General features: G+C 67.7%; 10 protein-coding genes and 1 pseudogene. 6 read left to right on the top strand and 5 right to left on the bottom strand.

The window, feature by feature from the left end; genetic code table 11:
* Positions 1-43: 43 nt before the first annotated feature.
* Together J2853_RS18340 and J2853_RS18335 are read left to right on the top strand one after the other, a co-directional pair.
* Positions 44-796 carry a GAF and ANTAR domain-containing protein gene (locus J2853_RS18340; RefSeq protein ID WP_307559520.1) on the top strand — a complete coding sequence of 251 codons (753 nt, stop codon included), beginning with the start codon at positions 44-46 and terminating at the stop codon, positions 794-796.
* Between the two features lie 632 nt (positions 797-1,428).
* On the top strand, positions 1,429-1,794 hold the full coding sequence (locus J2853_RS18335) for an STAS domain-containing protein (protein WP_307559517.1): 366 nt from the start codon (positions 1,429-1,431) through the stop codon (positions 1,792-1,794).
* 150 nt (positions 1,795-1,944) lie between these two features.
* Here the strand turns inward: J2853_RS18335 and J2853_RS18330 are convergent.
* Positions 1,945-2,662: pseudogene (locus tag J2853_RS18330) on the bottom strand (transposase); the annotation flags it as partial.
* Positions 2,663-3,242: 580 nt separating this feature from the next.
* On the opposite strand from J2853_RS18330, the gene J2853_RS18325 reads away from it, so the two are divergent.
* Entirely contained in the window at positions 3,243-4,373 is a 1,131-nt protein-coding gene (locus tag J2853_RS18325; RefSeq protein WP_307559516.1) for an ice-binding family protein, read from the top strand.
* Between the two features lie 778 nt (positions 4,374-5,151).
* Here J2853_RS18325 and J2853_RS18320 read toward each other — a convergent pair.
* Positions 5,152-6,362 (bottom strand): IS3 family transposase gene (locus J2853_RS18320; protein ID WP_307568558.1). Its coding sequence is split into 2 segments (ribosomal slippage): positions 5,152-6,053 and positions 6,053-6,362, totalling 1,212 coding nucleotides; the frame shifts between segments, so codons are not numbered across the junction.
* A gap of 2,298 nt (positions 6,363-8,660) precedes the next feature.
* Here J2853_RS18320 and J2853_RS18315 point away from each other — a divergent pair.
* Positions 8,661-9,176 (top strand): hypothetical protein, encoded by a 516-nt coding sequence (locus J2853_RS18315; protein WP_307559514.1) that lies wholly within the window; start codon positions 8,661-8,663, stop codon positions 9,174-9,176.
* Between the two features lie 76 nt (positions 9,177-9,252).
* Here the strand turns inward: J2853_RS18315 and J2853_RS18310 are convergent, their stop codons facing one another.
* Together J2853_RS18310 and J2853_RS18305 are read right to left on the bottom strand one after the other, a co-directional pair.
* Complete coding sequence (locus J2853_RS18310) at positions 9,253-9,657, bottom strand: RtcB family protein (protein WP_307568722.1); 405 nt, start codon at positions 9,655-9,657, stop codon at positions 9,253-9,255.
* Between the two features lie 81 nt (positions 9,658-9,738).
* Entirely contained in the window at positions 9,739-10,677 is a 939-nt protein-coding gene (locus J2853_RS18305; protein ID WP_307559512.1) for a LysR family transcriptional regulator, read from the bottom strand.
* Positions 10,678-10,750: 73 nt separating this feature from the next.
* Between J2853_RS18305 and J2853_RS18300 the strand changes: the two genes are divergently transcribed.
* A complete protein-coding gene (locus J2853_RS18300; protein ID WP_307559510.1) occupies positions 10,751-11,725 on the top strand; it encodes a DMT family transporter in 975 nt (324 codons plus the stop codon).
* A 98-nt stretch (positions 11,726-11,823) separates the two neighbouring features.
* Here J2853_RS18300 and J2853_RS18295 read toward each other — a convergent pair whose 3' ends face one another.
* Entirely contained in the window at positions 11,824-12,753 is a 930-nt protein-coding gene (locus J2853_RS18295) for an AraC family transcriptional regulator (protein ID WP_307559509.1), read from the bottom strand.
* A 100-nt stretch (positions 12,754-12,853) separates the two neighbouring features.
* On the opposite strand from J2853_RS18295, the gene J2853_RS18290 reads away from it, so the two are divergent.
* Positions 12,854-13,759 (top strand): MBL fold metallo-hydrolase, encoded by a 906-nt coding sequence (locus J2853_RS18290; RefSeq protein WP_307559507.1) that lies wholly within the window; start codon positions 12,854-12,856, stop codon positions 13,757-13,759.
* The last annotated feature ends 232 nt before the right edge of the window (positions 13,760-13,991 follow it).

The following is a 13,991-nucleotide window of genomic DNA, read 5'->3' as shown; positions in this document are numbered from 1 at the left end:
ACCGCCGGATAGGGCATGAACCTCAGAACGAAGGTGAAGGACAGTGCTCGACCGACGGACAGCGCAGACTTTCGTGGAGTTGGCCGACACACTGGTGGTCGGCTTCGACGTCATCGATTTGCTGCAGACATTGGCTGAACGCTGCGTGGATCTCCTCGACGTCGACGCGGCAGGCATCCTGCTGGCAGACCAGCGGGGGAGCCTGACCCTGGTGGCGGCCTCCACCGAACAGGCCCGGCTGCTGGAGTTGTTCCAGCTGCAGGACGAGGAAGGCCCCTGCCTGGACTGCTACCACAGCGGTCAGATGGTGACCTGCTCCAACCTGGCCGCCCACCCGCAGCAGTGGCCGCGCTTCACCACGGCGGCTCACCATGCCGGCTTCGCCGCGGTGCAGGCCTTCCCCTTGCGGCTACGCGACCAGGTCCTGGGAGCGATGAACCTGTTCAGCTCCGCCCCCGGCGTTCCCTCCCCGGAGAACACCTCCGTCGCTCAGGCGCTGGCGGACGTGGCCACCATCGGCATCACCCACGAGCGGACCCTGCGTGAGCATCAGCTCATCACCGAGCAGCTGCAACACGCCCTCAACAGCCGCATCGTCATCGAACAGGCCAAGGGCATGCTGGCCGAACGCGGTCAGATCGACGTCGGCGAGGCGTTCATCCTGTTACGTGCCTACGCCCGCAACCACAACCAGCAACTGTCGGCCATCGCCCGCCAAGTGATCAACCAGGACGCGATCGTGGCAGAGCTGATGTACATCCAGCGGTCCTCCCCCATCGACAGATCCGACATATAACTGGTTCGCCGGTCGACACGCCATGTATTACGGAATGCATCCTAAAAGTCGCACAAAGTGTTATATGTTTCGCACGGTGCGTCACGGATATCACCGGCTCCCTGAGCCGCCTTGGCCCCGTGACCTTCCGGTGATGCGGCAGGGAGTCACCACGGGTCCGCTTCACCTGGCACCCGCAGCCATGCATGGCTGCACGGCGGTCGACACCGGCGGCGGGGTAGACCCTCCCAGCTCAGCGCCGAAGCCGCCGCCGCACTCTCCGAGTGAGACCCCGGCCCCGATACCGCTAATCGGCGTCAGCTCGGCGTTTCTGTCGGTCAGCCACATGAATTGTCTTCGCGGCGGCCTGCTTGCTCCTTTTCGACGTATCTGGTCTGCCCTCCCGGGTGAGAGCTCCGGACCAGGGGGTGTGGCTGCTACCTCTCAAGGCGTATGCTGCGCTATGTATATGACCGATCGCCTAAAGTAATGATTTGGTCATGTGGTCCATCGCGAGGTTTCGTGGTGGACCGTGCCGCCCGGACCCGCGACACACGTGTAGGTGCGGCGTCGGCGAGGGCGCAGGTCCGGGTGAGAGTTCCCGGAGGGTGCCCCGCCCGACCCCGCTTAACGCCTAGATGGTGGGAGCGGTGATGGACGAACTGATGATCTCCACTATGCAGATGAACGGGTGGACGGTCGTTACGGTGCGTGGAGAGCTGGACATCGTCGGCAAGCCCCTGCTGTGCACGCGAATCGACGACGCCCTGCGCACCGGTGACGGCCCCCTGGTCATCGACCTGTCCGGAGTGTCCTTCATGGACGCCCAAGGTTTGTCGGCTCTGATGGTGAGCCGGCGGCACGCCACCGAGCTGAACCGGTCGTTGACGCTGGCCGGGGTCTCGGCCGCGGTACGGCGACTGCTTCAGCTCACCGGGCTGGAGGACAGCTTCGCCATGATGCCCTCGCCGGATACGCTCAGCCCGCCCGATGCCCGCGATCTGCTTGCGCGGATGTAGTGATCGGCGTGCTGGTCGGGCCGCCCGGCCGGGTAGACGGGCCGGGCTCCGGTTCCTGCCCGCCGCTTGAGCAAGGTGCGGAGCTCTCTACGTCAGGGACCGTGGAAAAAACGGCTCTGCCTCTCTTTCGGTGGTGACAGAGCCGTGTGTTTATCCCAGGAGGATGCGGTGGCGGAGCGGCGTGAAGCCGGCTCGGCCGTGCGTCTGGCGCATGATCCGCTTGGTCTTGGCGTTCACGCCTTCGGCGCCACCGTTGTGGCAGGGCAGGGTGAGGGCCGCGCGGACGGCATCGCGATCCTGGTCGAGGCCGCGGGTGAAAGCGTGCAGATGAGGGAGATCGGCGGCCCGGGCGGTGGCGATCCGACCGTCGAGACGGACGGCGTTGCCGTCACGCGGCCGGAGTAGGCCGGCGAAGGCACACGCGAACCCGGCCAGGTCGATCATCTCCAGGCAGGCGGTGATGAGGTCGTCCAGTAGGCGCCGACGGGTGTCGGTCAGATTGCCGGGCCAGGTGAGCAAGAGCCGGGCCAGGCGACGCGGTGAAATTGGCGAGTGCTCGCCCTCGGCCCGGCCCTGGGGTGATGTAGCGATATAGAAGGTTGAAGCTGCCCCGACAGCCGAGAGCTTTGATCTCGGTGAACAGGTGCGGCACGGGGACAGCGGGGTCGTCGGCGCGGCTGTGCCGTGGGTGGTCGCGGTAAGGGTCGACAAGGGTGGGACGGTACTGCGGGGCGCGTCGCAGATGTTCGGGTTCGGACACGCGTGCGTAGCGCTTGACGGTACCCAGGGACACGTTCAGGCTGCGTGCGCACTCCAGCAGGCCGACGCCCTTGCCGGGCGAGTCGTGGACCTGGTGCCGGCGCTGGAGGAGGCCGCGCCCGCACCGGATATGTTCCCCCCTCGTCCGCCATATCCCCTACGGCCAACGGCAAGAAGCCCGAGAACACGACACTCACAAGCTCGTCGACATCACGCATGACTCACCATGACGCAGGAGACGTTCCGTCACCACCGAATCTGCGACAGAGCCGTTTGATCGACAGACCCATCACACAAAAATCACGAAAGATCGAGGCTAAGGTGCGACGCCTCCTCGCCTCTTGGCGCGGTTCCATGTGCAGGATGGGCGATCGCCTGGCAGTCGACTCTCACCTCTGGAGGATATTGAATTGTTAATATCGAAATGTCGGGAAATGAGTGCCATTCAGCGTCTGAATGATTAAAAGCACTATCGGACACCATGGCGATCCCATCTTTTGCCCAGAAATGACACCCGGCATTTTTCTTCCGCATGTCGGATGACAAGGAACCAAACTGCCGATTAGTAAGTTGGAGGATATGACGCGTCATCGGTAATGCGCCTGGACTGAGTCGCACTAAAGGAAAAGAGCAGTTTGATGACAGACGCCGGTGGCCCCCGTCTTGTATCACAAAGCATCGTTCGCTCCTTGCCGGCATGGGTCCTCGCGGTCCTGATCGCGACAGGAAGCATCGCTGCGACACCTTGTGCCGCGAACGCATTGGCGGCACCGGTCGCGCTGGGCACGGCTGCGAAATTCGCAGTCCTGGGCGGGGCCTCTGTCATGAATACCGGCCCCACCATCGTCACCGGAGATCTGGGGACCAGCCCGGGCTCCGTGGTGACCGGCTTCCCGCCCGGCACCTTGATCGGGACCCTCCACGCCGCCGACGCCACCGCCGCACAGGCTCAGGCGGATCTGCTCGCCGCCTACAACGACGCTGCCTCTCGCACTCCTGACGCCACCATCCCGACACAGCTGGGTGGAACCACCGTGACTCCCGGCGTCTACAATTCCGCCGCGGGCACATTCCAGATCACAGGAAATCTGACACTCGACGCCCAGGGTGACCCCACCGCGGTCTTCATCTTCCAGACCGCCTCCACCCTCATCGCCGCGGCCGCCAGCACGGTGACCCTCACCGGGGGGGCACAGGCATGCAACGTCTTCTGGCAGGTAGGCAGCTCGGCCACGCTCGGAGCCACTACCGACTTCGCCGGCGACGTTCTCGCGCTGACCTCGATCACGGTGGGCAGCGGCGTGACCGTGGACGGTCGAACCCTGGCTCACAATGGCACCGTCACGCTGGACACGAACACCATCATCCTGTCTACCTGCGCGGGTCCTCCCGACAGGTCCACCACCACCGCGGTGAACTCGTCGTGCGCCATCAGCCAGCAAAGCCCGATCACCTTCACCGCGACGGTGAGATCTCCGAGCGGGATCGTTCCCACCGGCCCGGTCGAATTCTTCAGCGACGGAGTGAGCCTGGGCACAGCCCAGCTCGATGGCACAGGCCACGCCGAATTGACCGTCGCTCCCCTCTCCGAAGGCGTACATGAGATCGTCGCCGTTTTCCCCGGCACGACCGAACTGGACGGCGGCACGTCACCGGCCTTCATCCAGGCCGTCGACTCCCAGGGCTTCTGCCTGCTAGAGGAATGCGGGCCAACGTGTGGCAGCGAGCCTCAAGTCAATCTGCCGTCCACGACAGCGGGGCGTATGACCTGCCCGCCACGCCAATCCTCTGTGAACGCAATGGCCGCCGACGAGCTCTAGGGGTTCCCCCACCTTCCCCCGCAAAATGCACCAAACGCCTTCACTGCGAATTCAATGACATACAGGCCAAAGATCGCAACATAAAGTCCTTATGTGCATGAATATAAACCTCGACAGGCTTTCCTCTGCCGCTTTCCTGTCACCATATTCTCAATTTACGGTTTGGTGGTCGGGGGGATGCATTTAAGGGTATTCATCGGGTATCCCATGATCACTATCCATGCGTCGTAGAGGCCCCTCCTCAAGACCCCGAATGACACGGAATGATATGAATTCCATCGATAGCAGGCGCATTGTGATCCCATGGTCCAGCAGACGCGCTCAAAATCGAGGCGTTACGGTGATTCTGATCGGTGTTTTTTTATCCATATCATTCCAAGTGCAGGCAATCGTCCCCAAGCAAAAGCTGAGCAGCGTTCGCTTGATCGCACAAGTTAAGGAGAGTAAGTCGGTTCTGGCTTGCCCTCCTGTTGCCGTCTCCCGAAAGCCGCACGTCTATGCGGGGGGGCATTGCCGGAAGAGGTGCTGCAAGCCATGTAGGTGCAGGAACGAGGTTTGCGTATGCCTGCGTGGTCCGCGCGGACCGAAAGGCAGGAAAGGACCGAAGGGCGCGACGGGTCGAACCGGCTTACATGGCCCTCAGGGCCCAGAAGGCCCCGTAGGTGAAACTGGTACGCCAGGACCGGCAGGACCGGCAGGACCGGAAGGCGCGACGGGACCGGCAGGACCGCAGGGCACGGCCGGTGGGGCCTTGGCCCCAAAATGTGGACACCAGCTGTCATGCGGCGAGCAGGACCCTATCGGACCGCTGCTCGTAGGTGATCGGGCTGAGGTAGTTCAGGCTGGAGTGCCTCCTTCGGGTGTTGTAGCGAGTGATCCACTTGAAGACCTCCAGGCGAGCCTGGCGGGCCGAGGACCAGCGTTTGGCGCCCTGCAGCGTCTCGCGTTTGAGAGTGGCGTTGAACGCCTCGGCGGCAGCGTTGTCCGCGCTTGTCCCGACGGCGCCCATCGACTGGCGAACACCGAACTCCTTGCACACGGCGGCGAAGTCGGCGGAGGTGTATTGCGCCCCGTGATCGGAGTGAAAGACCGCCCCGGCCAGGTCACCACCCCGCGTGGCGGCGGCTGCCCGCAGCGCGTCGGTCACCAGCTCGGTGCGCATGTGATCGGCGATCGACCAACCAGCCAGGCGACGTGAATGCAGGTCCAGCACCGTCGCGAGATACAAGAACTGTCCCTCACCGACGGGCAGATAGGTGATGTCGCCCACGTACCGCTGGTTCGGCGCGGCCGCGGTGAAGTCCCGCTTGATCAGGTCGGGCATCTTCTGATGGGAGGGCTCGGGCACCGTGGTGCGGACCCTCTTACGCAGATGCAGCCCGACGATGCCGAAGACCCGCATGATCCGCGCCACCCGCTTGTGATTGACCCGCCGGCCCGCATCGCGCAGCTCGGCAGTCACCCGCGGGCTGCCGTAGGTGCCATCGAAGTCGGCGTGGATCTGCCTGATCTCCGCCGCGAGCGCAGCGTCGGCCGCCGTCCGCACCGCCCTCGCCGGTGTGGCGGCCACCCACCGATAGAACCCCGACCGGGAGACCTCCAGCACTCGGCACAGTCGCTTCACCCCGAAGGCGTCACGGTGATCGGCAACGAACTGGAAGCGACTCACCAGTTCGTCTCCCCGGCGAAATACTTGGCCGCCCGCCGCAAAATCTCGCGCTCCAGCTCCAGTTCCCGGATCCGGGCCCGCAACTGCTTGTTCTCCTCTTCCAGCACGTTGCCGGAGGTTACCAATCCCGTCGGCGGCCTCTTCACCGAGCCCGTCTTCGGAGCAGTGCCGGCAGACCGCGCCTGGTGCACCCACAGGCGCAACGTCTCACGGTTGACGCCCAGGTCCTTGGCCACCGACGCGTACGTCCGCGACGGGTCCGACAGATACAACGCGACGGCGTCTGTCTTGAACTCAACTGAGTAGGCCTTCATGGCCACGAGGAACTCCTTGGTCTCCAGATCTCTATGATCTGGCACTCAAGATGTCCACACCTCGGGGTGAAGGCCCGTGACCCTGGTGCAGAAGGACCGGCAGGACCGGTGGGTGCGACCGGCGCGGCCGGCGCGACCGGACCGGAAGGATCGGCGGGACCGGCAGGACCGGCAGGACCGGTGGGTGCGACCGGCGCGGCCGGCGCGACCGGACCGGAAGGACCGGCGGGACCGGCAGGACCGGCAGGACCGGTGGGTGCGACCGGCGCGACCGGCGGCCCTGGTGCAGAAGGACCGGCAGGACCGGCAGGCGCGACGGGACCGGCAGGACTGCAGGGGGAGACGGGACCGGCAGGACCGGCGGGACCGGTGGGTGCGACCGGCGCGGTCGGCGCGGCCGGACCGGAAGGACCGGCAGGACCGGAAGGACCGCAAGGACCGGCGGGACCGGAAGGACCGCAAGGATCGGCGGGACCGGCAGGACCGGTGGGTGCGACCGGCGCGACGGGACCGGCAGGACCGCAGGGAGAGACGGGACCGGCAGGACCGGTGGGTGCGACCGGCGCGGTCGGCGCGGCCGGACCGGAAGGACCAGCAGGACCGGAAGGAGCGGCGGGACCGGCAGGACCGGTGGGTGCGACCGGCGCGGCTGGCGCGGCCGGACCGGAAGGACCGGAAGGCGCGACGGGACCGGCAGGACCGGTGGGTGCGACCGGCGCGGCTGGCGCGGCCGGACCGGAAGGACCGGAAGGACCGGAAGGCGCGACGGGACCGGCAGGACCGCAGGGAGAGACGGGACCGGCAGGACCGGTGGGTGCGACCGGCGCGACCGGCGGCCCTGGTGCAGAAGGACCGGCAGGCGCGACGGGACCGGCAGGACTGCAGGGGGAGACGGGACCGGCAGGACCGGCGGGACCGGTGGGTGCGACCGGCGCGGTCGGCGCGGCCGGACCGGAAGGACCGGCAGGACCGGAAGGACCGGCAGGACCGGAAGGACCGCAAGGACCGCAAGGACCGGCGGGACCGGAAGGACCGCAAGGATCGGCGGGACCGGCAGGACCGCAAGGATCGGCGGGACCGGCAGGACCGGTGGGTGCGACCGGCGCGACCGGCGGCCCTGGTGCAGAAGGACCGGCGGGACCGGCAGGACCGGCAGGACCGGAAGGACCGGAAGGACCGGAAGGACCGCAAGGATCGGCGGGACCGGCAGGACCGCAAGGACCGGAAGGACCGGAAGGACCGCAAGGCGCGACGGGACCGGCAGGACTGCAGGGGGAGACGGGACCGGAAGGACCGGAAGGACCGCAAGGCGCGACGGGACCGGAAGGACCGGCAGGACCGCAGGGGGAGACGGGACCGGCAGGACCGCAGGGGGAGACGGGACCGGCAGGACCGCAGGGGGAGACGGGACCGGCAGGACCGGTGGGTGCGACCGGCGCGGTCGGCGCGGCCGGACCGGAAGGACCGGCAGGACCGGAAGGATCGGCGGGACCGGCAGGACCGGCAGGACCGCAGGGGGAGACGGGACCGGCAGGACCGGCAGGACCGGTGGGTGCGACCGGCGCGGCTGGCGCGACCGGACCGGAAGGACCGGCAGGATCGGCGGGACCGGCGGGACCGGCAGGACCGCAGGGGGAGACGGGACCGGCAGGACCGCAGGGGGAGACGGGACCGGCAGGACCGCAGGGGGAGACGGGACCGGCAGGACCGGTGGGTGCGACCGGCGCGGCCGGCGCGACCGGACCGGAAGGACCGGCAGGACCGGAAGGATCGGCGGGACCGGCAGGACCGGCAGGACCGCAGGGGGAGACGGGACCGGCAGGACCGGTGGGTGCGACCGGCGCGGCCGGCGCGACCGGACCGGAAGGACCGGCAGGACCGGAAGGATCGGCGGGACCGGCAGGACCGGCAGGACCGGTGGGTGCGACCGGCGCGGCTGGCGCGACCGGACCGGAAGGACCGGAAGGCGCGACGGGACCGGCAGGACCGCAGGGGGAGACGGGACCGGCAGGACCGCAGGGGGAGACGGGACCGGCAGGACCGCAGGGGGAGACGGGACCGGCAGGACCGGTGGGTGCGACCGGCGCGGCCGGCGCGACCGGACCGGAAGGACCGGCAGGACCGCAGGGAGAGACGGGACCTCAAGGACCTCCTGGGTCGGCCATCTGTTGCACCGACAGGTGGGGCGTCATCGGCCGCGAATCAGAGAGTGGGCCGAGTGCCGTCTACCGTGTTGGCCCGTATGGCCGAGACCCTGCCAGTAGCTCCGCGGCCACCGTACCGCCGCCCTATGGCGTCGGCAGCTTGGGAATCATCGTTGGCGACAGCCCAGACAAGATCACTTTCGGCAACGAGACGGACTTCGCGGAGTTGTCGATCAGTGATCTCATCACGCTGAAATATTGGGCGTTCGCGGGCACCAACTCTTCGGAGGCGGTCTCCGTGCCGAGACTGAGCATAGAGGTTGATCCCAACGTGGGCTCGGCGAGCTACGCGACCGTGATCTATCTGCCTGACACCTCTGTCAGCCCGTCGACTCCCGACCCCCGGCTGCCCAATACTTGGCAGCAATACGACGCCGGCGCAGCCGGCAGCCAGTGGTATGCCACTGGGGCGACGGGCATCTTGATCAACTGCACTTTGGCTTCTCCGTGTTCGTTCGACGAACTCAAGGCCGCGATGCCGGATGCGGTGATCACACTGAGTCTTGGTTTCAGCATGGACACCGCCTTCATCGGCGCGATCGACGGACTGCAGGTGAACAACACGATCTATGACTTCGGGCCGCTTGGAGCCCGGAAGATAGCCGTGGGGCCTTAGTGGGTGCCGGCTCGGGAGTCGGCAAACGCGGAGCTTCGCCGCCTGTGGTTGGCGACGAGGCGCGTGGTCTACGGGGTCAGCCCTTGTAGTTGAAGATCTGGCGGAGGGTGTGCTGGATCGTGACCAGGTCCTTCTGGTCCGCCATGACCTGGTCGATGGACTTGTACGCCTTGGGGTGTTCGTCGACCAGTGCGGCGGCGCGGTTGGCGTTCCAGGTCCGGCCTTTCATGGCCTGGGTCAGTGACTCGGGGGAGAGGGAGCGGCGTACCTGGCCGCGTGACATGCGGCGGCCTGCGCCGTGTGAGCAGGAGGTGTAGGAAGCGGGGTTGCCGAGGCCGCGCACGATGTAGGAGCGGGTGCCCATGGAGCCGGGGATCACGCCCTCGTCGCCGGTGTCGGCCTTGATGGCTCCCTTGCGGGTGATCCACAGGTTCTTGCCGTGGTGGTTCTCCTGCTGGGTGAAGTCGTGGTGGCAGTTGATCGTGCGGACCTTTCACCGTTGTCGCTCACCGGCTCTCTGCCAAGGCGGCCGATGGCGCCTCGACGGCCGCATTACATCTGCCTACCGCTTTCGGCCGTCCTTGTTGTCGAGGTGGTGCGCCTGGCTGGTCACGACAGTCAGGAAGGCTGTGAGCGCGGGGGTTGAGGGGCCGTCTCGACGGACGATGACCAGTCGCCGTCCGAGCCGTTGCTTGGCGACGTCTCGGATCGCCAGTGCCGGGTCCGCTGCGGTGGGCAGGGTCAGGGCCGGCAGCAGAGCTACGGCTCCGGTGACGCGGACGAGTTCGAGCTGGACGTCCGCGTCGCTGGATCGGTGCCGTACGTCGGGTTCGTAGCCGCCGATGGACCGGCAGCTTCCCACGACCATGTCGTGATGGCCGGTCCCCCGGTCCGAGGCCACCCAGACCTCGTCTTGAAGCTCGGACAAGGCGACCGGCCCTCCGTGCCTGGCCAGCCGGTGATCGGACGGCAGGACCAGCTTCAGCGGTTCCTCGTGCAGCAGCGCGAATCGTAGTCCGGCCGGCCGGGGGCGTGGGTGGCCGTCGTACTCGTCGCTGATCACCAGGTCGATCGTTCCGAGACGTAGTTCGGGCAGGGCTTGTTCGAGTTCGAGTTCGGTGACCTCGGTGCGTACCTGGGGGTGCTGGACCAGCATGCGTGCCACCGCGGGAACCAGCAGCCGGCGAGTCGCCGACTGCAGGCCGCCGGCGCGTACGGTGCCCCGCACCTCAACGCCCAGGGCGGCCAGATCCGCTGCTGCGGCCTCGGCTGCGGCCAGCAGGATGCCGGCGTGCTGCGCGAGCAGTCGGCCGGCGTCGGTGAGCCGCACCCCGCGCCCGGCTTTTTCCAGCAGGCGTGCGCCGACCTCCTTCTCCAGGACGGTCAATTGCTGCGACACAGAGGAGGGGCTGTAGTCCAGGGCGGCGGCCACCGCGCCCAGGGTCCCGCGTTCCTCGAGCTCGCGAAGCAGGCGAAGACGGCGGAGATCCAACGTGACCATGCGGAAATACTAATGAATGACACCCAGGAATCGTCACTGGACTCGAAGTGTTGTGGCCTCGATGCTGAAGGGCATGGGTCCAGCTCTGTGCCTTCTGTCCGCCGCGTGTTTCGGCGCCATGGCGATCTTCGGGAAACTCGCGTACGCCGCAGGCGTCTCGCCCGGTGCGCTACTGCTGGTGCGCTTCGCCTTGGGCGCTGTGCTGCTGGGGATGCTGCTGCTTCTGCGGCCGGGTCTGCGCCGCGACCCGATGATCCCCGACCGGACGGCGGCGACACGAAGCACACCGGTGGTGCTGGTGACCGCCCTGGGTCTGGGCGCCGTCGGATACGCCACCCAGGCCGGCCTGTACTTCTCCGCGCTGGAACTCATGGACGCCTCGCTGCTGTCCCTGGTCTTCTACACCTACCCGCTGTTGGTCACCCTCGCCGCCGTGCTGCTCGGCCGGGACCGTCTGACACCCGGACGCTGCGCGGCGCTGGTGGTCGCCTCCTGCGGGACGCTACTCGTCCTGCTGGGCACCGGTGAGGTCACCTTTCACCCGCTCGGCACGGCCCTGGCGTTCGGTGCCGCCGCCACCTACACCGTCTACATCCTCGTCGCGGACACCGTCGTGCACCGGCTGCCACCGGTGATACTGGCCGCGCTGGTGATGACCGGGGCCGCTCTCACCATGGCCGTCCGCGCACTGGTGACGGACGGGACGGACCTGGGCTTCGGATGGCAGGGTTGGTTCTGGCTCGCGTGCATCGCTGTCGTGTCCACCGTCCTGGCGATGCTGACCTTCTTCGCCGGCCTGCGGCGCACGGGACCGTCGACGGCGGCCATCATGTCGACGTTCGAACCGGTCGTCACCACGGCGCTGGCGGCGCTCACGCTCGGAGAGATCCTCAGCCCCGTCCAGTGGGCGGGTGGGCTGCTGGTGCTGTCGTCTGTGGCTGTCCTGCAGCTGCGACGCAAACGCCCCGGGCAACACGGCGATGTGCCACGCCGAGAGCAGGACCGAGCCGGCATCCCCAGCCCGAAACAGCCGGTCACGGTCGACTAGAACGCGTGCCCCCAAGATGAGGTACGGTCGGTTCCCACCGAGGAACGAGTCGTCCGGCCTCAGCCGACGGTCGTAGAGGCCGGCTTTCGCCCGGGTTCTCACGCGGACGCCGATCGCTCCGCGGCCTCTGCCCGGTACCGTCCCGGGGTGATCCCGAACTCCCGGCTGAAGGCGTGTGAGAGGGCGTACGGGGTGCCGTAGCCGACGCGGCGGGCGACGATGACCAGCGGGTCCGGGGTGTCGCGGAGCAGGGTGGCGGCGAAGGTCAGCCGCCACCAGGTGAGATACGCCATCGGAGGGCGGCCGACCAGGGTGGTGAACCGGCGGGCCAGGGTGGGACGGGAGACGCCCGCCTCGGCGGCCAGGCGGTCGTTGGTCCATGGGGCGGCCGGGTCCGAGTGCAGCGCCCGCAGGGCGGCGGCCACCACCGGGTCGCCCAGTACGGCCGGCCAGGCTCCGGTCGTGCCCTCGGCCATCCAGGAACGGATCATGTAGACGAGGAGGAGGTCGAGCAGGCTGGGGACCGCGATGCAGGAGCCGGGTTGTTGCGCGCCCAGCTCGTGGCCCAGCAGGTCGACGGCGGCGCGCAGTTCGGGGTGACTGCCCACGCGGTTCGGCAGGTGGACGACCTTCGGCAGTTCCGCCATGAGCGGGTGTACGCGGCTGCGGTCGAGCCGGTACTTGCCGCACAGCATCTCCACCTCGCCGGAGGCGGCTCGGGGCCGGCGCGGCTCACTCCCGTCGAGCCATCGGTCGAACGGCACCGCCCGTTCCACGGCCACGGCGTCGGCGGGGGTGTCGGCGATCACGTGTCCCGTGCCGTGCGGCAGCAGTACCACGTCACCCACGCCGAGCGAGACCGGGGAGCCGCCATCGGGCAACAGCCAGCAACCGCCCTCCAGCACCACGTGGAATCCCGCGCCGTCATAGGGGGCGAGCCGCGTGCACCAGCTCCCGCTCACCCGCACCCGGTGGGAGGAGGGTCGCCCGATGCGTACGGCCGAGACGGCGTCGCTCACCACATCCATCGGGTCAGGATATCAATGGTGTCAGTGATGAGACGTTTGCGTATTCCAATGAGTCGAACAGGCATTGAGGAGCTCACCAGTCCATCCTAGGGTCGAGGGCATGAAGATCGAGAGAATCGTGCTGGGTGAGGTCGAGGTCACCCGGGTCGTCGAGTGGCAAGGGGCGTTCGCGCCCGCGCGCGGCTTGGTTCCGGAGTCCGATGCCGAGGTGTGGAAGGGCAACGAGGACTGGCTGGCGCCGGATCATTGGGAGCCGGACGGCGACAGGGCGGTGATGGCGCTGCAGACCTGGGTGCTGCGCAGCGGCGGACGGACCGTCCTGGTCGACACCGGGGTGGGCAACGGGCGCGAGCGGCCCGGCTCGCCGCAGTTCCACCACTGGCAGGGCGATTTTCTGGGTGGGCTGGCGCGGGCCGGCGTCCGGCCGGAGGACGTCGACGTCGTCGTCAACACCCACGTCCACGCTGACCACGTCGGCTGGAACACCGTCGGCGCCGACGGGGGGTGGGAGCCGACGTTCCCCAACGCCCGGTACCTCATCCCGGCCGTGGACGACTTCCACTTCGGCCCGGACAATTCATATGGGAACGGCCTGCGTGAGGACGACCGGCTGATCTACGAGGACAGCATCGCGCCCGTCCACCGGGCAGGGCGGACCGTGCTGTGGGACGGCGTCCACCGCATCGACGAACATCTCACCCTGGAGTCCGCGCCCGGCCATACGCCCGGCTCGTCCGTGCTGAGGCTCGCATCCGGGAGCGACCGGGCGGTCTTCGTCGGCGATCTTCTGCACAGCCCGGTGCAGATCCTCAGCCCCTCCTGCAACAGCTGCTTCTGCCTGGACGCGGAACAGGCGGTGGCCAGCCGCCGCCGGATTCTCGAACGGGCGGCCGCCGAACGGGAGCTGGTCGTCCCCGCGCACTTCGGCGGGGCGGGTGCCGTGGAAGTCCGGCAGGAGGGCGGCGGGTTCGTCCTCGGACGGTGGGCGGCCTACGGTACGGAGTAGGCCGCGTCAGTCATGCGGGGCACACCTTGCCCTGATCGGCGACGGGGGTTTCATCCTGGATTCGCCCGCTCGTGGCCGACCACCGAGGCGAGATCCGCGCTCACCTCAGGCGGCTCATCCACATCAAGGGCTGATGGATCGTCTTCTCAAGGAATCAACCATCGGCAAATGATGTTGTTTGAAGATGGAGCCCGCGTTTTGGGCCGGGCAGGGGGCTGGCCGTAGGCTGGCC

Source organism: Streptosporangium lutulentum (genome assembly GCF_030811455.1).
GTDB classification, from domain to species: domain Bacteria; phylum Actinomycetota; class Actinomycetes; order Streptosporangiales; family Streptosporangiaceae; genus Streptosporangium; species Streptosporangium lutulentum.
This window is presented reverse-complemented; position numbering and strand designations above follow the sequence as displayed.